The sequence below is a fragment of the Rhizobium sp. SJZ105 genome, from assembly GCF_007828365.1.
Classification (GTDB): domain Bacteria; phylum Pseudomonadota; class Alphaproteobacteria; order Rhizobiales; family Rhizobiaceae; genus Agrobacterium; species Agrobacterium tumefaciens.
On record NZ_VIUP01000001.1, the window covers coordinates 258613 to 277017 of the forward strand.

An 18405-nucleotide genomic window follows, 5' to 3' on the forward strand; every position below is an offset into this window, starting at 1 on the left:
GCATCATTCCGCCGCCAGAACGCCGGATTGGCCGGTTAGCAGGGTTTTGGTAGCTGCTGTCACATCGTCCTTGCGCATCAGGCTTTCGCCGACGAGGAAGGTGCTGATGCCGCTCTTTTCGAGGCGCTGGCAATCCTCATAGGTGAAGATGCCGCTTTCGCCGACCAGCAGCTTGTCGGCGGGCACGAGGCCAGCCAGTTTCTCGCTGGTTTCGAGGCTGACCTCGAAAGTGCGCAGATTGCGGTTATTGATGCCGAGAAGCGGCGAGGCGAGCTTCAGCGCCCGTTCGGTTTCTTCCGCATCATGCACCTCGACCAGTACGTCCATGCCTAGTGAAAAAGCCTCGTCTTCAAGGCGTTTCGCCTCATCGTCGGAAAGAGACGCCATGATGAGCAGGATGCAGTCCGCGCCCCAGGCGCGGGCCTCATGCACCTGATAGGTGTCGAACATGAAATCCTTGCGCAGCGCAGGCAGCGCGCAGGCATTGCGGGCAGCCGTCAGAAATTCCGGCGCACCCTGAAAGCTCGGCGTGTCCGTCAGCACGGAAAGACAGGCGGCGCCACCAGCCTCATAGGCGGCGGCCAGTGCCGGCGGATCGAAATCCGGGCGGATCAGCCCCTTGGAGGGGCTGGCCTTCTTGATTTCGGCAATCAGACCGAATTTGCCCTCAGCCTGCTTTGTCCGCAGCGCTTTGTAAAAACCGCGCGGCGCAGTCTGGCCTGCGGCCATCGCCTTGAGATCGGCAAGTGAAACCCTGGCCTTGGCGGCGGCAATTTCCTCGCGCTTGTAGATCTCGATATTTTTCAGAATGTCGCTCATGGTTTCGCTCTCATTCCTTTTAGTGGTCGGCCTGCCCGGAGACTGTTTCATTGGAGACAGCGACCAGGCGGTCGAGCGCTGCTGCCGCCGCGCCGCTGTCGAGCGCTTGGCTCACGGTCGTCATCGCCTCGCCAAGCGTTTCGGCCTTGCCGGCAATGACGAGGGCTGCCGCGGCGTTGCACAGCGATACGTCGCGATAGGCGTTGCGCTTGCCGGACAGAACCTCGCGAAGTGCCGCTGCATTGGCAATGCCGTCGCCACCCTTGAGGTCTGCCATGGAAGCGGGTTCAACACCGAAATCCTTCGGCGTCAGGTCGAAGGTGCGGATCTTGCCGTTTTCAAGCGCCGCCACATGGGTGACGCCTGTCGTCGTGACTTCATCCATGCCGTCGCCATGTACGACCCAGATGCTTTCCGAGCCCAGATCGCGCAGCACTTCGGCAAGCGGCACCAGCCAGCGCGGCGAAAAGACGCCGAGCAATTGGCGCTTCGCGCCCGCCGGGTTGGAAAGCGGGCCGAGCAGGTTGAAGATGGTGCGCGTGCCAAGTTCGACGCGGCTTGGACCGACATGGCGCATGGCGGAATGGTGCAGCTGCGCGAACATGAAGCCGAGTCCTGCCTCACTGATGCAGCGGGCGATAAGGTCAGGGCCGATATCCAGCTTCACGCCGAGCGCGGACAGCGCATCCGCCGTGCCGGATTTGGAGCTTAGCGCCCGGTTACCGTGCTTGGCAACGGGAAGGCCCGTGCCGGCAACGATGATCGAGGCGAGCGTCGAGATATTGTAGGTGCCGATGCCGTCACCGCCGGTTCCGACGATGTCGATCGCGTTTTCGGGGGCCGAAACCGGCAGCATGCGCGCGCGCATGGAGGAGACGGCGCCGACAATCTCGTCCACCGTCTCGCCGCGCACGCGCAGTGCCATGAGGAAACCGCCGATCTGCGACGGGGTTGCTTCGCCCGACATCAGAATGTCGAAAGCGGCCCGCGATTCCTCACGGTTCAGGCTTTCCCCGTTTGCGACCTTTGCGATCAGCGGTTTCAGTTCGGCCATCGTTTCCGCCCCCCGGTTAGAAGCCGACCATCGCCTGATCGGCGAGGGCCTGATTGATGGTCACACCGTAGTCGTTCTGCAGGCGGTTGACCATCTGGTCGAGCATGTCGTCGCCGGCCGCGCGGGCGATGGCGGCGAACTGCTGATCGTCATTGGCAAGCGCATCGGCAGGCGCGTTGGTGTCGACTGCCGTGACCTTGAAGAGGATGCGGCTGGAACCATCGGCGTCTGCCGCTGTGCCCGTCATGCCTTCAGCGCCGGAGAATACCGCCGTAATCGTCTGGCGACCGAAAATCGCGTCCTCGCTGGTGCGGCGCAGGCCGGATTTCTGCTCGACGGCAAGCCCGAGTTCGCCAGCCACCGCTGCCAGTGTCTCGCCCTTTTCAACGCGTGCCTTCAGCTCGTCGGCCTTGGTGGCAAGCGCCGTGCGCTGCTGCTCTGCCGTCCAGTCGGCCACGACATCGTCGCGCACTTCGGCAAGCGTGCGGTCGCGGGCGGGGATGATCTGATCGACGTCGAACCAGATGTAGCCTTCGCGGCCAAGATTGATCGGCAGGGCTTCGGTGCCGGGTTCGGTCTTGAAGACTTCCTGGGCAAGCTGCGGCGAGGGCAGGTCCTGAATGGCGTCGCCCTTTTCATCAAGACCGGCGGCATCGATGGCGTCGATGGTGACGGGCTTGAGGTTCAGCTGCTTTGCCGCATCGGCAAGCGAGGAGCCACCGGCACGCAGGTCTTCGTAACGGTCATGCACATTGGTGACTTCTTCGGCTGCAGCAGCGGTGGCGAGGTCCTTGCGGATGTCCTCTTTCGCCTCTTCCAGCGTGCGGGTGGTTTCCGGCTTGATGCCGGTGATGCGCAGGATGACCGGGCCGAAGGAGCCTGCCACGACCGGAGACACGCCGCCATCCTTCTGGACGGCGAAAGCAGCATCGGCAATCGACTGGTCGGGGATCGTGTCCTTGGTGAATTCGCCAAGCGTCACGTCGGAGGCGGTCTTGCCCTGATCCTTCACCACCTGATCATAGGTGGTGTTGCCGAGGCGGATCTGCTCCGCGGCGGCTTCTGCCATTTCCTTTTCCGTGAAGGTCAGCTGCTCGACGGTGCGGCGACCGGCGGTGCGGAAGCTGTCCTTGTGGCTGTTGTAATAGTCGGCGATCTGCGCATCCGTCACCGAAGCCTGATCGGCAATGTCCGATGGTTCCAGCTTCACATAGGTGAACTTGCGGAATTCGGGCGCGCGATATTTCGCCTTGTTGGTTTCAAACCAGGGTGCAAGCACGTCGTCGCCCGGTGCCTTGACCGGCGCAATGACGGCGTTGGACAGGATCACGTAATCGACCGAGCGCTGTTCGTTGCGGTATTGCTTGAGTGCGTCCACCAGTACCTGCGGTGCCTTGAAACCATCGGAAACGGCTTCAACGATCTGGCTTCTGACCGCGACCTTGCTGCGTTCCTTGATATAGTCGTCTTCGCGCAGGCCGGAATTGCGCAGCCGTTCGGTGAACAGGGTGCGATCGAACTGGCCATTAACCGATTTGAATGCCGGGTCTTCTGCGATGAGATTGGCGAGGCGGTCTTCCGAAAGGCCGAGATTCATCTTCGACGCCAGTTCGTCCAGCGAGGCACCCGCCGCAAGCTGGCTGAACACCTGACGGTCGATGCCGAAGGCCTTGGCCTGCTCGGTGGTCAGTCTCGCGCCGAACTGGCGGCTGAGATCGGAAACCTGACGCTGATAGGCGAGGCGGAATTCCTGCGGGCTGACCGTCTGGTCGCCGACGGTCATGACCGCATGCGAATTGGAGGTGACGAGTGATGCGGAGACGCCCCAGACGCCAAACGAAACAACAAGCAGGAGAAGCAGCAGCTTGGCTGCCATGGTTCGAGAAGCATTTCTCAGGGAATCGAGCATCGTTATGCAAACCTCACAGGAACGTCATTGCGGTCGCCAGCCGTCCGGCCCGCAACGTATCGGCGTTCCTTAAATCAATCCAATGGGAAATTGAAGGGAATTTGCCTTGGAAAAACGGGGTTTTGAAAACGCTTATGTGATTGGGGCAAGGTTTTTACGCCTTCAACTTCGCCATACTGGCCCTTAAGGCGGCAAAATAAAACCGCCCGGAGCGTCCAGGCGGTTGCGGAGAATCATATTCTGAAAGACGGCTAAGTCTGATGGTTGCGGTCAGAACGCGCGGTTGCGTCTTACCGAGGCCTTGAATTCCTCGTCTTCACGTCGCATCTCGGCGACTGCGGAGATCATTGACGTCACGAACATAATGCTGATCAGGGCAAGAAGCAGAGTCAGGAATGTGAACATGATATCATCTCCGTTGGTAGCGAGGAAATCCTAGTTCCTCATCAGTAATAGGTCATGGACTGGTAGCGGGCGGTCATCTGGGGATAGTCCGGTCCCTGGGCAGCAGGCTTCTGATCATAAAGGCTAAACGTTGTTGCTACCATTGCGATGACCAGTACTGTCCAGGCGGTGCTGATGACGCTGATTTTCGCCGAAGTAGACTGTTTTTCTCTTACAAACATCTGTCTGTTCCTTTGGTTTGATATTAACGCGCCACGTCCAATCATGTTCCGCGTCAACCTTAAAAATCGATTAGCATCGCGCCTGTGAAACTTCCTTGAATGGCTTGTTCATCTGGCGTTCAGGAAACCGGCGACTGGCCTCATTCGAGGAAAAGATACTCGGCTGCGAATGATGCGATGACCGAAAAGACGATCATAAAGGCCAGCATTTTCATTTCTCCGGGGGCTTAACGAGGTGAGGGGCATTTCGGTTTCCCGATGCCGTGTATTTATATAAATGAGCCCTGAAACCGCACTGAACGGCGCATTCATCCGTTGTTCAGACCGCACCGGGAGGGCGTCCGGGTTGTAAAAGTCTTGCGCCGCGCCCATCTCCATGACAAAAGGCGGCACATAACGCCCACCACTTGAGAGCGATATGACGATTGCCTTTTATCCAGGATCCTTCGATCCGATGACCAACGGACATCTGGATGTGCTTATCCAGGCGCTGAACGTGGCGTCCAAAGTCATCGTCGCCGTCGGCATCCATCCCGGAAAAGCACCGCTGTTCAGCTTCGAGGAGCGGGCGACGCTGATAAGCCGGGCGCTTTCTGAAAGCCTGCCCGGTGAGGCGGCGCGCGTCGAGGTCGTTTCCTTCGACAATCTGGTCGTCGATGCAGCCCGCCAGCATGGCGCGCGCCTTCTTCTGCGCGGCCTGCGTGACGGCACCGATCTCGATTATGAAATGCAGATGGCCGGCATGAACCGCCAGATGGCACCTGATATACAGACCGTGTTCCTGCCGGCGGGTACGTCGTCGCGACCCATTACAGCCACATTGGTCCGGCAGATCGCCGCCATGGGCGGCAATGTGGATGCCTTCGTTCCCAAAGCCGTGCTTGAAGCCCTCAACGCCAAGCTGAAGCGCTGACTTCAGCCTCACATTCCGGAGCCAATCCAATGAAACTCGTTCGATTTGCCTTTGCCGGCGCCCTGTTTGCGGGCGCGCTTGCCGCCAGCACCTTCGCTTCGGCTGCCGAATTCCTGACCGTCCAGCTGAAGGACGGCCCCGTCGTCATCGAACTGATGCCGGAAGTCGCGCCCAAGCACGTGGCGCAGATTGAAGCGCTGGCGAAAAAGGGCGCCTATGACAACGTGGCATTCCACCGCGTCATTGACGGTTTCATGGCGCAGACCGGCGACGTGCAGTACGGCAACATGGAGAAGGGCTTCAACGCCCAGCGTGCCGGCACCGGCGGCTCTGACATGGCCGACATTCCGGCTGAGTTCTCCAAGACACCGTTCACGCGCGGCGTTGTCGGCATGGCCCGTTCCAGCGATCCGAATTCCGCCAATTCGCAGTTCTTCATCATGTTTGCCGACGGTCCGTTTCTGAACGGCCAGTACACCGTGGTCGGCAAGGTCGTGTCCGGCATGGAAGCCGTGGACAAGATCAAGCGCGGCGCCGGCGGCAACGGCGAAGTTTCCAACCCCGACCGGATGATCAAGGTCACCGTCGGCAAGAAGTAAGGTAGGGCAATAGAGCCCGAACAGAGGAGAATAATCATGGCCGAGATCAAGGATCCGGAAAACACCATCATCATGGAAACGACGACCGGCAAGGTCGTGATCCAGCTGCTTCCGGAAGTTGCTCCGGGCCACGTTGCCCGTATCAAGGAACTGGTATCGGAAGGCGCTTACGACGGCGTCGTGTTCCACCGTGTCATCGAAGACTTCATGGCCCAGACGGGCGATGTGAAGTTCGGCAAGAAGGGTTCGGAAAGCTTCAACCCGGCCCGCGCCGGCATGGGCGGCTCCGAGAAGCCTGACCTCAAGGCTGAATTCTCGGCTATTTCCCACGTACGCGGCACCTGCTCGATGGCCCGTTCGCAGAGCCCGAACTCCGCCAACTCGCAGTTCTTCATCTGCTTCACCGATTCGCCGTGGCTGAACAAGCAGTACACCGTATGGGGCCAGGTCATCGAAGGCATGGAAGCCATCGACAAGGTCAAGCGCGGCGAGCCTGTGAAGGACCCCGATTCGATCGTTTCGATGAAGCTTGCTTCGGCGGCCTGATAATAGCGTATAAAGTGTTTACCCGCTCCGCAGGAAACTGCGGGGCGTTTCACATTGATGATGGCGCCAACCTCTCGGACGTCATCCTCGGGACAAGCCGAGGATGACTTCGAGTGTAGTCGGAAGCCTTGTCATCACCCACCACCCGCCCCATGCCATGCAGGGCGGGTTTTGATATTTCGAGAGCCATTGCAATGCGCGTAGACCTGTTCGATTTCGATCTCCCCGAGGAGAATATCGCCCTTCGCCCGGCGAACCCGCGCGATAGTGCGCGTCTTCTCGTGGTCGATCCGAATGCGAACCATATGGAAGACCGCATCGTATCCGACCTGACTTCCTTCCTGAAGCCCGGCGACGCGCTGGTATTTAACGACACCCGCGTTATTCCAGCCCAGCTTGAAGGCGTGCGGCTGCGCGAAGGTGCGCCTGAAACGGCAGTTTCAGCCACGCTGCACATGCGCGCCGACCAGTCGCGCTGGAAGGCTTTCGCGCGGCCGGGCAAGCGCATCAAGCAGGGGGACCGCATCCGTTTCGGTTACGAGCGCGACAATGCCTGCGGCCTTGCCCACCTGGAGGCCACCGTCGAGGAAAAGGGTGAGGAGGGCGAGATCACGCTGCTTTTCGACGTTTCCGGCCCTGTTCTGGACGAGGCGATCGCCTCCGTCGGCCATATTCCTTTGCCGCCCTATATCGCCGCGAAGCGCCCGGAAGATGCGCAGGACCAGACCGATTACCAGACAATTTATGCCCGCGAGAAGGGCGCCGTTGCCGCACCCACTGCCGGCCTGCATTTCACGCCCGATCTGTTTGCTGCGCTGGACGAAGCCGGCATCGAGCGACATTTCGTGACACTTCACGTTGGGGCAGGCACCTTCCTTCCAGTTAAGGCCGACGATACCGACGATCACAAGATGCATTTCGAGATCGGCCATGTTTCGCAAGAGACTGCGGCAAAGCTCAATGCCGTCAAGGCGCGCGGCGGGCGGATCGTTTCTGTCGGCACCACCTCGCTGCGGCTTATCGAAAGCGCCACTGATGAGAATGGCGTCATTCAGCCATGGTCGGGCGCGACGGGCATCTTCATCACGCCCGGATACCGTTTCCGCGCGGTCGATATTCTGATGACCAATTTCCACCTGCCGAAATCGACGCTGTTCATGCTCGTTTCGGCTTTTTGCGGTCTCGAGACGATGCGTGCCGCTTATGCGCATGCCATCGAAACCGGATACCGTTTTTATTCCTATGGCGATTCAAGCCTGTTGTTCCGGAAGAACTGATGCACGACAAATTCACCTTTACCCTGAAAGCCACGAGCGGCGGCGCCCGCCTTGGCGAAGTCGCCATGCCGCGCGGCGTCATCCGCACACCTGCCTTCATGCCTGTTGGCACTGTCGGTACTGTCAAGGCCATGTATCTCGACCAGGTGCGCGAGCTCGGGGCCGATATCATTCTCGGCAATACCTATCACCTGATGCTGCGGCCCGGCCCGGAGCGCGTGGCAAGGCTTGGCGGGTTGCATGAGCTTATCCGCTGGCCGCATCCGATCCTCACCGACAGCGGTGGCTTCCAGGTCATGTCGCTTTCCGGCCTACGCAAGCTGGACGAGAAGGGTGTGACCTTCAAGAGCCATGTGGACGGTTCGCTGCACCATATGTCGCCGGAACGCTCGATCGAAATTCAGGGCATGCTTGATTCGGACATCCAGATGCAGCTCGATGAATGCATCGCGCTGCCGGCCGAGCGCAAGGAAATCGAGCGCGCCATGGAAATGTCGCTGCGCTGGGCGGAGCGTTGCCGCGTCGCCTTCGGTGAACAGCCCGGCAAGGCCATGTTCGGCATTGTGCAGGGCGGCGACCAGCCGGATCTGCGCATTCGCTCCGCCGAAGGGCTGAGGCAGCTTGATCTCAAGGGTTACGCTGTCGGCGGTCTTGCGGTCGGCGAGCCGCAGGATGTGATGCTGGGCATGCTCGACATCACGCTGCCGGTGCTGCCCACCGAAAAGCCGCGTTACCTGATGGGCGTCGGTACGCCTGACGATATTCTGAAATCGGTGGCGCGCGGCATCGACATGTTCGACTGCGTGATGCCGACCCGTTCCGGTCGTCACGGGCTTGCCTTCACCCGTCGCGGCAGGGTTAATATCCGCAATGCCCGCCATGCGGAGGATATGCGGCCGCTCGATGAGCAGTCAAACTGCCCGGCCTCGCGTGATTACTCCCGCGCCTATCTGCATCATCTTACGCGCTCCAACGAGGCGCTGGGCGGCATGCTGCTCTCCTGGCACAATCTTGCCTATTATCAGGAGCTGATGCAGGGTATCCGCAAGTCGATCGAGGAAGGCCGTTTCGCTGATTTTTATGCGGAAACCATAGAGATGTGGGCGCGGGGCGACATAGACCCGATCTGATTTTTCCCGACCCTTTCTCCTGTTCGGACGCTTTCCTTGGCACATGCGCCTTACGTTCTTTTCCGGGATGACACGACCGGCACGGTGACAGCCTTCACCGAGCCGGAGGAGATCATCGTCGCGGATGAGCCAGAGGCGTTTTTCGCGGCGCTGAAACGCATGGAGCAGCTGCGCCGCGCCGGGAAATACCTTGCCGGCTATATGTCCTACGAGGCGGGTTTCCTGTTCGAGCCGAAACTTGCGGACTTTGCTGCCGAGCCTCGCAACGTGCCGTTCCTTCGCTTCGGCGTCTTTTCCGGCCCACAGCCGGATGAGGGGCGATTTGCGCGGCCCGAAAGTCTGCCGGATGCCGATGCGTTTCTGTCCGATCCCGCGCCCGCATGGGGCCTTGAAGACTATTGCCAGCGCTTCGAGCGGCTGCACGGGCATCTGCGTCGCGGCGACTGTTATCAGGGCAATCTGACGATGCCCGTTCATGCTCGCTGGAGCGGCGATCCGCTCACGGCTTTCTGGTCATTGGTTGAGCGCCAGCCGGTTAAATATGGCGCGCTGGTCGATCTCGGTGGACCGGTGATCCTGTCGCGCTCACCGGAACTGTTTTTCTCGGTGGACGGGGAAGGTTTCATTGAAACCCATCCGATGAAGGGAACGACGCCGCGCGGTGCTAATGCGCAAGAGGACCGGGCGATCATCGCGGCGATGCTTGAGGATGAAAAGACGCTTGCCGAAAACCGCATGATCGTCGATCTCCTGCGCAACGATATTTCCCGCATCACCGAGGTCGGCAGCCTCCATGTGCCGCGACTGTTCGATATCGAGACCTATCCCACCGTGCACCAGATGGTCAGCCATGTGCGCGCGAAGCTTTTGCCTGATGTGACGGTGGAGGATATTTTCGCGGCGCTTTTTCCCTGCGGTTCGGTGACCGGCGCGCCGAAAATGTGGGCGATGAAGATCCTGCGCGAACTGGAACAGACGCCGCGCGACGCCTATTGCGGCGCAATCGGCTTCATATCTCCAGCTGGTGAAATGCGCTTTTCGGTGGCGATCCGCACGCTGACCCTGTTCGATGGCGGCCGCGCGATCTTCAATGTCGGCGGCGGCATCGTTTTCGATTCGGATGCCGAGGCGGAATATGATGAGTGTCTGCTGAAATCCAAATTTGCGGTTGGGGACAGACTGTTACGGGGGTGATCTCCTTTCCTGTGACTAGCACAGGAATGAGGGAGGTTGGAGGAGGCTCCGAGGTAAGCAGCCAAAAGTGTGCCCTTAGGAAAACCGGGTACGGGTTTCGCGACCACACATCCTCAGCGTCCTATCACCTCAAACGCACCATTCTCCACCAGCACTTCCTTCGCCGCCGGATGGCTGAGAAAACCCGAAGGGCTGGCGGTGGCGCCATAGGCGCCCGATTGCAGGATTGCCAGGAGATCACCAGCCTTCAGCTTCGGCAGGGCCGCATTGCGGGCCAGCGTGTCGAGCGGTGTGCAGAGCGGGCCGACGATGGTTGCCGTTTCCTCATTGTCTGCCTGCATCATGGCCGGTGCGACGATGGGGTAGTTACGCTTGACGATCTGGCCGAGATTGCCGGAGGCTGCCAGATGGTGATGCATGCCGCCATCTGTCACCACGAAGGTGGTGCCACGCGAGATCTTTACCGAATTGACTTCCGCCACATAGATGCCGCCGGAACCGGCGAGGAAGCGGCCGGGTTCGACAATGATATGGGCATCGGCGATCAGCGGATGTGCCTGCACCAAGGCCTTGAGATCGGGAATGGCGGCACTGACCGCTGCAAGATCGAGCGGCGTCTCCCCGGCGAAATAGGGGATGCCGAGACCGCCGCCGAGATCGATGGTTTCAAGTGGCCTGCCGAGCATTTCGGCCATGCGCGCTGCAAGCAAAATGGAGTGTCTCCATTGGGAGACAAGCATGTCGGCATCGAGGATTTGCGTGCCACCGTAAATATGGACACCGACGAGATTGATATGCCTGATGTCCCTGAACAGCGGCAGGACGTTTTCGAGTTCTTCCTCGTCGAAACCGAAGGCGGTGGCCTTGCCACCCATGCGCATGGCGCCTGCCTGCGTATCCGGCACCGGATTGATGCGGATCGAAGCCTTGACCGGCCTGCCGATCGCCTCGATGCGGGCAATTTCCTCGGCGCTCTCGATATGGATTTCGCCGATGCCGCTCTCGATCACCTCAAGCAATTCGGCCTGGCGCTTGCCGGGGCCGGCGAAGATGATATTTTCCGGCGGTATGCCCGCCTTGATGGCGGCGCGATATTCACCGACGGAGGCGATTTCCGCGCCAGCGCCTTCTTCGCGGAAAAGCGAGATGATGGCTGGCAGGGGATTGGCTTTCACCGAATAAAAGATATCGGCAAAACCACTGAGCGCGGTTGCGAGATCGCGATAGGCGCGGCGCATGGCGCTGGCATCATAGAGGAAGCACGGCGTTCCGGTCTCAGCGACGATATCGCGCACGGCACGGCCACCGATGACAAGATCGTTTTCGTCGACTGCGAATTGCGCGGCGGCAAGGGCAGGGCCGTGGCTTTTGGGTTTATCCGTGGGCGCCATTATCCGTCCGTTCGCGCACCAGCGCGCGGTAATCCACCTTGCCATTGGCCGTGACCGGAAGCCGGTCGACCAGTTCGATGGCGCGCGGAATCATGAAGGGGGCAAGCATTTCGGCGGCTTTTTTGAGAGCTGCCGAAACATCGATATTCTCGTTGGCGGCGGTTGCCACGGCATGCACCTTCTCGCCTGCAAAGGGGTCCGGCAGGCCGATGACGGCAACCTGCTGGAAAAGGCCAGTCGACATCAGGCTTTCCTCCACCTCGGTCGGGCTGATGCGATAGCCTGACGATTTGATCATCGCATCGTTGCGGGCAACGAAACTGAAAAAGCCGTCCTCGTCTTCCACCGCCAGATCGCCGGAATAACACACGGTCTCGCCGCCGCGTGCAGCCGGAATGAAAGGGTGAGGGCGCAGCACCTTGGCGGTATCTTCCGGCCGGTTCCAGTAACCCAGCGACACGGTCGGGCCGCGATGGACGAGAATGCCGGGCTCACCCGGTTTTGCCCTTTGTCCCTCGGCGGTGACGATGAAGATTTCACATTCGGGGATAGCCTTGCCGATGGAAGTCGGGCGGCGGTCGATTTCATCAGGCGGCAGGAAGGTGGATCGGAAGGCTTCGGTCAGGCCATACATCAGATAGATTTTGGTGTCCGGCAGCTTTTCGCGCAACGCCCTCACGGTTTCCTGCGGCACGCGTCCGCCGGAGTTGGTGATGTAACGCAACTGCGGCAGCGGCGTTTTTGCGAGCAACGGCGCGGCCCTCGTCAGGATCGCCCAGACAGTTGGTACGCCGGCAAGCCCGGTAATGGCATGGTCGCGCAAGTCCCTGACAATGTCGTCGCCGAGCCTGAAGGTGGAGATAACAGTGGTCGCACCCTGTTCAACCGCTGTCAGCAACTGGTTCAGGCCGTAATCGAAACTGAAGGGCAAAATGGAGAGAAGGCGGTCATTTCCGGTGATCTCCAGATAGGTGCGCACGATGCGCGCTCCGGCCAGAAGATTACGGTGCGACAGCATCACGCCCTTGGGCGAGCCGGTGGAGCCGGATGTGTAGAGGATCGCTGCAAGGTCCTCGCCAATTGACGGGGAGACTTTGGCAGGCACGGGCGGGCGGCGGTCTATTTGTTCCGCCAGCAGTACAGTGACCTCGGGAAGGTCTTCCACAGCCGCGTTCAGCTCATCCATCATCGTAGCACTGCTGATGACGATTTTTGCGCCGCAATCCGCGACGATATGGCGGATTTGCTGCGCCTTCAAAAGCGCATTGACCGGCACGAAGACGCAGGAAGCCATGCTCACGCCGAAGATCGACCAGCATTCCTCGATGCCGCGCGGCAGGAAGATGACGACACGGTCGCCGCGCTCCGTTCCGGCCTCCTGCAATGCCGCCGCACAACGTGCGGCCGCTTCGGAAAATTCGCGATAGCTCAGTGATTTTTCTTTGTAGACAAGCGCCTCATCGCCGCTTTCCGCCCGCGCGGTGAGCAGGTGGTGCAGCAGGATGTGGGTTGTCATCTGCGCCGTTCCTGCGTGACGAAGGCAATCAGATCGGCCGGCGTGCTGAGATTTTCCGGGGTGAAATGTTCATCATTGAGAACGATGCCGAAACCTTCGCCGAGAAAGATCATCAGTTCGAGAAAACCGAGCGAATCGATCACGCCGCCTTCGAGCAATTGCGTATCTGCGGAAAACGGTGCATGAGCCGGGAAACGCTGCGAGAGGTAGGAATAGATGGTCTCGGAGACATCGACTTCCCTGGGTTTCGCTGAAAGCATGCTTATTCTCCGCTCGTTCGCGCAGTCGGGACTAGTCTCGGCCGAAGCGCATTTTCTTCTTTTCAGGCAAGGTTTAAGCGCGCGTCTTTTAAGAGCGTCCCAATACCCAGGGTGGCAATAACACCAATTCTGAATATGTTTCGTTAATAAACCGTGGGTTCCATGCTCCCTTTACTTGTATTGGCGAGGATTTGAGTATGGCAAATCCGCCGGCGTCTCGCTTCTCATCGGAAGCCGCCATGGTCAATGCAAGCCGGCCTTTGCCAAGAAGATGGCGGGCAATTGCCGAAATGTGCCTCTGGGCGACTTGCCTGTCCTCGCAATAGATGAGGCGGGCGGAGGGCAGCCTTTTGGTTATGGTTTTTAAAAACACCAGCGGATAATGGCTGCCATCCGCCTCCATGACCGCAACGATGCAGCCGAAACGCGCATGATCTTCCAGCATGTCGCGCGTGGCGGCAGACAGCGTGCCCTGCGGCACTTCGGCAAGCGGGCGCAGCCGCACCCTGGCCGGGCCGAATGCCTTTAAAGGCAGGGGATAAAAAAGCGTGCAATTCGTTATCGTTGTGAACCCCAGTCTCTCGTTCACCTTGCAGGCTTCTGGAGACGGGGTGAGATCGGTGAAGATGTCTTCTTCGGAGGATGTCGCCATTTGCAGCATACGCGGTGCAAACCAGCGGCTGGAAGGTTCGACATACCAGCTGGACAGGTTGACGACTGTCCTGCCGGTCTCGGCCAGGCGGCTTCGTATCGTCAGAAGAACGCCAACGGCATCGTCGCCCTTCATCAGCAATTGCCCGATGGGGCCGAGATCCTGCCGCTGATGATGGTCGCTTATAAGGGACACGCCGAGCGCCCAGAAAGCCTCGCTCTTTTCCGGAAAACCTTTCGCCAGAAGTGCAACGGCAGCGACGCGGTTTCCGTTGTCGATCGGTACGGTTTTCAGAGGTCGCTCCCGCTATCTGGCGTCGTTTCGGGCAGGGAGGGATTTTTCAACTCCACCGCGCAATATCGGCATACGATGATAGATTTACCGTCCCGTTAATCGGCACGGCTGTAAGCGGAAAGGTCGGTCAATTCATATGGCAGACGCGCGGTGCGCGCCTGCCATTTTGTCAGCCGATCAATAGACCACGACGCCGCGGATGCTCTCGCCCTTGTGCATCAGGTCAAAGCCCTTGTTGATGTCTTCGAGCGGCATCGTGTGGGTGATCATCGGATCGATCTGGATCTTGCCTTCCATGTACCAGTCGACGATCTTCGGCACGTCTGTGCGGCCGCGCGCGCCGCCGAAGGCCGTGCCCATCCAGTTGCGGCCGGTGACCAGCTGGAACGGACGCGTGGAGATTTCCTGGCCCGCACCGGCAACGCCGATGATGACAGACTTGCCCCAGCCGCGATGCGAAGATTCCAGCGCCTGGCGCATGACCTTGGTATTGCCCGTGCAGTCGAACGTATAATCCGCGCCGCCGATCAGGTCGCCATTACGCTTCGTCATGTTGACGAGATAGGGCACGATGTCGTCGCCCACTTCCTTCGGGTTGACGAAGTGGGTCATGCCGAACTTCTCGCCCCAGGCCTTGCGGTCATTGTTGATATCGACACCGATGATCATGTCAGCGCCGGCAAGACGCAGGCCTTGCAGAACGTTGAGACCAATGCCGCCGAGACCGAAGACGATTGCCGTCGAGCCGATCTCCACCTTGGCGGTGTTGATGACGGCGCCGATACCGGTCGTCACACCACAGCCGATGTAGCAGACCTTGTCGAAGGGCGCATCGGGATTGATCTTGGCAAGGGCGATCTCGGGCAGGACGGTGAAGTTCGAGAAAGTCGAGCAGCCCATATAGTGGTGGATCTTGTCCTTGCCGATCGAGAAGCGCGAGGTGCCATCAGGCATCACACCCTGGCCCTGGGTGGCGCGGATGGAGGTGCAGAGATTGGTTTTGCGCGATGTGCAGGAATAGCACTCGCGGCATTCCGGCGTGTAAAGCGGGATGACATGATCGCCCTTCTTGACCGAGGTGACGCCGGGACCGACATCAACGACGATGCCTGCACCCTCATGGCCGAGGATGGCCGGAAACAGACCTTCGGGATCGGCACCGGAGAGGGTGAAATCATCGGTGTGGCAGATACCTGTCGCCTTGACCTCGACCAGCACTTCGCCAGCGCGGGGACCTTCGAGTTGAACGGTCATGACCTCAAGCGGTTTTCCTGCCTGAATGGCAACTGCGGCGCGAACGTCCATATTCTATCTCCTGGCATGGTCTCGTGATTGGAAAGGGCTGTTTTGCCCGAGCTTGGCGGCAGGGGCAAGGTACAAATCCGTCTTGCCGTATTCAAAAGACGGCAATGCCCCTCACACCTGTGAGGAATTTGCGCATCGTCGCGGGCCTGCCATCAGGGCAATGTTTCGCGTTGTCTTTATATGGTTTACTTCAGCTATTCTAAATTATGAATACGTGATTTAAGTGTATGTTTTTACATATATTTTTCGGAATAAAGGTGACTATTAATTTACAAATTTGGTGTTTATACCACACTATAGAATTTCGAATGGAGCATAACCCGCAGTCGGCGCTGTATTTCGGCGGCTGTTATTAGTTTTTGCATCTCTTGCTTGCAAGTGGCTCGGCTCATTTGCCGCGTGCCGCCATGATCGCGGTGCATCAGCCTTTGCTGAGTTTGTTTGCTGCCGCCCCAATATTCCCTCCGGCTGTGGCGTTGTGTCTGTCCGGATGCGTGGAGGGAAACCGGGCGATTTATTTTAAGGCGGGTGATAGCCAATTTCATGAAGCGGCATTTTCAAATGTTGAATTTTAAGACAAAACTTGACGGTCTGGCGGAGATTTTCGGGGCGTTTTTGCACGACCGGAGAGCCAGTTTCGTCATTATGACGGCGTTGCTGTTGCCGGTTTTCCTGCTTTTTTTCGGGTTTCTTTTCGAAGGCGGCCGGGCGTTGGCCTATTATAGCCAGTCGAAGCGGGTGGTTGCACAGGCCTGTGAGCGTTCGACAAAACCGACGCGCACGAACGTACCCCTGGATGAGGTGCGCCGTAAAAACGTGCTCGACACGTTCGACGCACTGATCCGTTCCACCAAACAGGATGTGGTCAGTCGCGATGTTAAAATCGACTGGCTGACGACGGATATAGACGCAAAGTTCAGCTACAAAACCGTGTTCAGTGGCATGTTCGGGGCGGAAAAACTGGACTATCAGCTGTCGTACCGTTGTGGCGGTATACCGCCTTATCCACATGACGGTGAGGTCGTTGTCAACAACACCTTCGAAAAGACGCTGAACGGCACGGAACGTATGCTGAAAAACGGCAGAACCGCCAAAACACCCAACGGCTGCTGGGGTGTTTATACCTATGCCGAACTGGGATGGGATGGCGGTACGGGGCCGGGCATCGAACTTCAGGATTGGAGCAATGCGGATTGCCGGAAGAACCATGGCTGGCAGGGCTACGGGGATCAGGAAAAGGAGAAAGAGACAAGCGCCGGGATGACATGCACCCCAAAGTCACAGGCTACTCTTCCCAAAGAAAACAACGATTCGAAAAACGGCAGCAAGGCGCAAACGGATGGCAAGGACGCCTTGAATTCCGAGCAGGGGCAGCAGTGTACTACAGAAGAGAAGAACAACACGCCCTCGATGCGCAACGGCCAAAATGAGCGAATACCGCCAACCCGCTACGCTGTCGAACTTGACAGTCACTGGGAAGGGCAAAAAAGACGCGACGCCAACAGCTCGATCTTCAAATATGTGGAAATGCATCCCGGCAAATACGAAATCTCGGTCTGGTACAACGGGCGAAACCAAAATTACGAAGGCTCGAACGACATCGATATTTCGCTGCAGGTGTTGCGGCCCCAAATGGGTGTAGAGAAAAAAATTATCCAGATGAGCCAGAAGGCGAATGAAATTCGATGGGAGCGCCGAAGCTACGAGGTCACTGTCGATACTTATTCGCTGTACAAGCTGTCGATCGCCGCCGCTGGAACGAGCGACAGTCTGGGTGGGATCATAACGGCATTCGAGGTCACTTATCTTGACTCGTTTTAAGATATCGCATCGTGACTTCCCCAGTCTCATCCGGTCGCTTGCCACGGATATCCGTGCGGCTACCGCCGTTGAGTTCGGTTTGCTTTTGCCGGTCTATCTCCTGCTGATCTTCGGTATCATCGAAGTTAGTCTCGTGCTTTTCTTCAGCCTCAATATGTCGACGGCGGCAACTGCCGGGACTGAATATCTGCGCAAGGCGGCGGCTGGCCGAACGTCCGTTACCGCGGCGGAGTTCAGGCAGGTTATTGCCTCGAATTTCCTGCTCGCGACAACTGAAGATGACCTGAAAATATCGCTCATTGCCATTGCTGATGCCAACCTTGCTACTACACCGGTGACATTTCCGGTCGAGAACAAATTCGAGGCGCCAAGCAAGGCCGCCGGGCAATATCTTCTGGCGCTGGGGTATGACTGGAAATTCATTCTTCCCACCACCCATCTGCTCGTTCCCAGTTCCGGGGGCAAGCCGCAATTGCAAAATCTCTCTCTGGCGATCACCGCGGTTCGGGTGACGGAATGATTGGTAAGAGATTGAAATATCTATCCATCTCGCTGATAAGTTCGCGCTCTGGCGTTGCCGCGGTGGAATTAGCGCTATTGATGCCTTTGCTCATTCTAGTACTGGCGATGGTGATCGAAATCGGGCGTGGCTGGATGAGCTATGACCGTTTCGTAACAGTAGTGGACAATACGGCCCGTTGGTCGGCCCGATTCCCGGAATTTGAGGAGCGCGTCAGGACTGGCGTCAAATCCTTTGTCATGGCTGCCGGGCGCCCGCTCGAATCTGAAAAGCTTGATCTGACGCTCAGAAGCGCCAAGCTTGTGGGTGGGGTCGCCGTGACCGAGTTCGCCCCATACAATTTTTTTGGCAACGCCGAAAACGTGAAGTGGGACAAGATATTGACGCAAGGAAACTTCAAGACCGAAGAAGCGGTAATCGTAATTTCGGGGCGTTACAAATACCGCCCGCTCATTTCTTTGCTGGGCAATACGGATATCGAGTTCGAATACGTGACGGCGGTAAACCCGTATTTCTCCCGACACTACAAATATCAGAAGGGAAAGTCGGACTGGCTTTTCTGGAATGTTCGCTGACGGC

General features: G+C 58.6%; 19 protein-coding genes. 9 read left to right on the forward strand and 10 right to left on the reverse strand.

The features are described from left to right. Positions 1-3: 3 nt before the first annotated feature. The 5 genes from trpC to FB593_RS01360 form a co-directional block, all read right to left on the reverse strand. The gene (gene trpC, locus FB593_RS01340) at positions 4-819 is read right to left on the reverse strand and encodes an indole-3-glycerol phosphate synthase TrpC (protein WP_003515561.1); all 816 of its coding nucleotides are present in this window, start codon (positions 817-819) and stop codon (positions 4-6) included. A 19-nt stretch (positions 820-838) separates the two neighbouring features. Then, on the reverse strand, positions 839-1873 hold the full coding sequence (gene trpD / locus FB593_RS01345; protein WP_013636264.1) for an anthranilate phosphoribosyltransferase: 1035 nt from the start codon (positions 1871-1873) through the stop codon (positions 839-841). Between the two features lie 16 nt (positions 1874-1889). Then, a complete protein-coding gene (locus FB593_RS01350; protein WP_113473121.1) occupies positions 1890-3782 on the reverse strand; it encodes a peptidylprolyl isomerase in 1893 nt (630 codons plus the stop codon). 270 nt (positions 3783-4052) lie between these two features. Then, positions 4053-4187 (reverse strand): hypothetical protein, encoded by a 135-nt coding sequence (locus FB593_RS27775; RefSeq protein ID WP_003515556.1) that lies wholly within the window; start codon positions 4185-4187, stop codon positions 4053-4055. A gap of 41 nt (positions 4188-4228) precedes the next feature. After that, complete coding sequence (locus FB593_RS01360) at positions 4229-4408, reverse strand: hypothetical protein (protein ID WP_003515553.1); 180 nt, start codon at positions 4406-4408, stop codon at positions 4229-4231. Positions 4409-4826: 418 nt separating this feature from the next. Here FB593_RS01360 and coaD point away from each other — a divergent pair, with 418 nt between their 5' ends. The 6 genes from coaD to FB593_RS01395 all read left to right on the forward strand — a co-directional run bounded on the left by coaD (position 4827) and on the right by FB593_RS01395 (position 10067). After that, positions 4827-5321 carry a pantetheine-phosphate adenylyltransferase gene (gene coaD, locus FB593_RS01370; RefSeq protein ID WP_003515552.1) on the forward strand — a complete coding sequence of 165 codons (495 nt, stop codon included), beginning with the start codon at positions 4827-4829 and terminating at the stop codon, positions 5319-5321. 29 nt (positions 5322-5350) lie between these two features. Beyond that, the gene (locus FB593_RS01375) at positions 5351-5920 is read left to right on the forward strand and encodes a peptidylprolyl isomerase (RefSeq protein ID WP_019566173.1); all 570 of its coding nucleotides are present in this window, start codon (positions 5351-5353) and stop codon (positions 5918-5920) included. Between the two features lie 36 nt (positions 5921-5956). Beyond that, positions 5957-6466, forward strand: coding sequence for a peptidylprolyl isomerase (locus tag FB593_RS01380; RefSeq protein ID WP_003515547.1), 510 nt, complete (start codon positions 5957-5959; stop codon positions 6464-6466). Positions 6467-6660: 194 nt separating this feature from the next. Then, on the forward strand, positions 6661-7743 hold the full coding sequence (gene queA / locus FB593_RS01385; protein WP_065660882.1) for a tRNA preQ1(34) S-adenosylmethionine ribosyltransferase-isomerase QueA: 1083 nt from the start codon (positions 6661-6663) through the stop codon (positions 7741-7743). Next, positions 7743-8873: a tRNA guanosine(34) transglycosylase Tgt gene (tgt, locus tag FB593_RS01390; RefSeq protein ID WP_141193760.1), complete on the forward strand. Its 1131-nt coding sequence runs from the start codon at positions 7743-7745 to the stop codon at positions 8871-8873. Before queA ends, tgt begins: the two co-directional genes overlap by 1 nt. A gap of 36 nt (positions 8874-8909) precedes the next feature. After that, positions 8910-10067 (forward strand): aminodeoxychorismate synthase component I, encoded by a 1158-nt coding sequence (locus FB593_RS01395; protein ID WP_141193759.1) that lies wholly within the window; start codon positions 8910-8912, stop codon positions 10065-10067. 113 nt (positions 10068-10180) lie between these two features. Here the strand turns inward: FB593_RS01395 and FB593_RS01400 are convergent, their stop codons facing one another. The 5 genes from FB593_RS01400 to FB593_RS01420 all read right to left on the reverse strand — a co-directional run bounded on the left by FB593_RS01400 (position 10181) and on the right by FB593_RS01420 (position 15485). Next, positions 10181-11458 carry a type III PLP-dependent enzyme gene (locus FB593_RS01400; RefSeq protein ID WP_181408677.1) on the reverse strand — a complete coding sequence of 426 codons (1278 nt, stop codon included), beginning with the start codon at positions 11456-11458 and terminating at the stop codon, positions 10181-10183. Next, positions 11442-12974, reverse strand: a complete 1533-nt coding sequence (locus FB593_RS01405; protein WP_112292203.1) for an AMP-binding protein — start codon at positions 12972-12974, stop codon at positions 11442-11444. The genes FB593_RS01400 and FB593_RS01405 overlap by 17 nt, the downstream gene beginning before the upstream one ends. Further along, positions 12971-13234 carry an acyl carrier protein gene (locus FB593_RS01410; protein WP_003515534.1) on the reverse strand — a complete coding sequence of 88 codons (264 nt, stop codon included), beginning with the start codon at positions 13232-13234 and terminating at the stop codon, positions 12971-12973. The genes FB593_RS01405 and FB593_RS01410 overlap by 4 nt, the downstream gene beginning before the upstream one ends. Before the next feature lie 88 nt (positions 13235-13322). Continuing rightward, the gene (locus FB593_RS01415) at positions 13323-14081 is read right to left on the reverse strand and encodes a hypothetical protein (protein WP_186447873.1); all 759 of its coding nucleotides are present in this window, start codon (positions 14079-14081) and stop codon (positions 13323-13325) included. A gap of 276 nt (positions 14082-14357) precedes the next feature. Continuing rightward, a complete protein-coding gene (locus FB593_RS01420) occupies positions 14358-15485 on the reverse strand; it encodes an S-(hydroxymethyl)glutathione dehydrogenase/class III alcohol dehydrogenase (protein WP_013636254.1) in 1128 nt (375 codons plus the stop codon). Positions 15486-16028: 543 nt separating this feature from the next. Here FB593_RS01420 and FB593_RS01425 point away from each other — a divergent pair. Genes FB593_RS01425 through FB593_RS01435 form a run of 3 tightly spaced genes read left to right on the forward strand, consistent with a single transcriptional unit; the run spans position 16029 to position 18401 of the window. Further along, positions 16029-17306: a pilus assembly protein gene (locus FB593_RS01425; RefSeq protein WP_321186256.1), complete on the forward strand. Its 1278-nt coding sequence runs from the start codon at positions 16029-16031 to the stop codon at positions 17304-17306. Then, the gene (locus FB593_RS01430) at positions 17293-17826 is read left to right on the forward strand and encodes a TadE/TadG family type IV pilus assembly protein (RefSeq protein ID WP_003515522.1); all 534 of its coding nucleotides are present in this window, start codon (positions 17293-17295) and stop codon (positions 17824-17826) included. The genes FB593_RS01425 and FB593_RS01430 overlap by 14 nt, the downstream gene beginning before the upstream one ends. Then, positions 17823-18401 (forward strand): TadE/TadG family type IV pilus assembly protein, encoded by a 579-nt coding sequence (locus FB593_RS01435; RefSeq protein WP_013636251.1) that lies wholly within the window; start codon positions 17823-17825, stop codon positions 18399-18401. The genes FB593_RS01430 and FB593_RS01435 overlap by 4 nt, the downstream gene beginning before the upstream one ends. Positions 18402-18405: the final 4 nt, after the last annotated feature.

Bases quoted from the DNA above. Each gene is read 5' to 3' on its own strand.
- trpD (WP_013636264.1), bottom strand. From the start codon at position 1,873: ATGGCCGAACTGAAACCGCTGATCGCAAAGGTCGCAAACGGGGAAAGC.
- FB593_RS01380 (WP_003515547.1), top strand. From the start codon at position 5,957: ATGGCCGAGATCAAGGATCCGGAAAACACCATCATCATGGAAACGACG.
- FB593_RS01410 (WP_003515534.1), bottom strand. From the start codon at position 13,234: ATGCTTTCAGCGAAACCCAGGGAAGTCGATGTCTCCGAGACCATCTAT.
- queA (WP_065660882.1), top strand. From the start codon at position 6,661: ATGCGCGTAGACCTGTTCGATTTCGATCTCCCCGAGGAGAATATCGCC.
- FB593_RS01405 (WP_112292203.1), bottom strand. From the start codon at position 12,974: ATGACAACCCACATCCTGCTGCACCACCTGCTCACCGCGCGGGCGGAA.
- FB593_RS27775 (WP_003515556.1), bottom strand. From the start codon at position 4,187: ATGTTCACATTCCTGACTCTGCTTCTTGCCCTGATCAGCATTATGTTC.
- FB593_RS01350 (WP_113473121.1), bottom strand. From the start codon at position 3,782: ATGCTCGATTCCCTGAGAAATGCTTCTCGAACCATGGCAGCCAAGCTG.
- FB593_RS01420 (WP_013636254.1), bottom strand. From the start codon at position 15,485: ATGGACGTTCGCGCCGCAGTTGCCATTCAGGCAGGAAAACCGCTTGAG.
- FB593_RS01400 (WP_181408677.1), bottom strand. From the start codon at position 11,458: ATGGCGCCCACGGATAAACCCAAAAGCCACGGCCCTGCCCTTGCCGCC.
- coaD (WP_003515552.1), top strand. From the start codon at position 4,827: ATGACGATTGCCTTTTATCCAGGATCCTTCGATCCGATGACCAACGGA.
- FB593_RS01435 (WP_013636251.1), top strand. From the start codon at position 17,823: ATGATTGGTAAGAGATTGAAATATCTATCCATCTCGCTGATAAGTTCG.
- tgt (WP_141193760.1), top strand. From the start codon at position 7,743: ATGCACGACAAATTCACCTTTACCCTGAAAGCCACGAGCGGCGGCGCC.
- FB593_RS01425 (WP_321186256.1), top strand. From the start codon at position 16,029: ATGAAGCGGCATTTTCAAATGTTGAATTTTAAGACAAAACTTGACGGT.
- trpC (WP_003515561.1), bottom strand. From the start codon at position 819: ATGAGCGACATTCTGAAAAATATCGAGATCTACAAGCGCGAGGAAATT.
- FB593_RS01375 (WP_019566173.1), top strand. From the start codon at position 5,351: ATGAAACTCGTTCGATTTGCCTTTGCCGGCGCCCTGTTTGCGGGCGCG.
- FB593_RS01360 (WP_003515553.1), bottom strand. From the start codon at position 4,408: ATGTTTGTAAGAGAAAAACAGTCTACTTCGGCGAAAATCAGCGTCATC.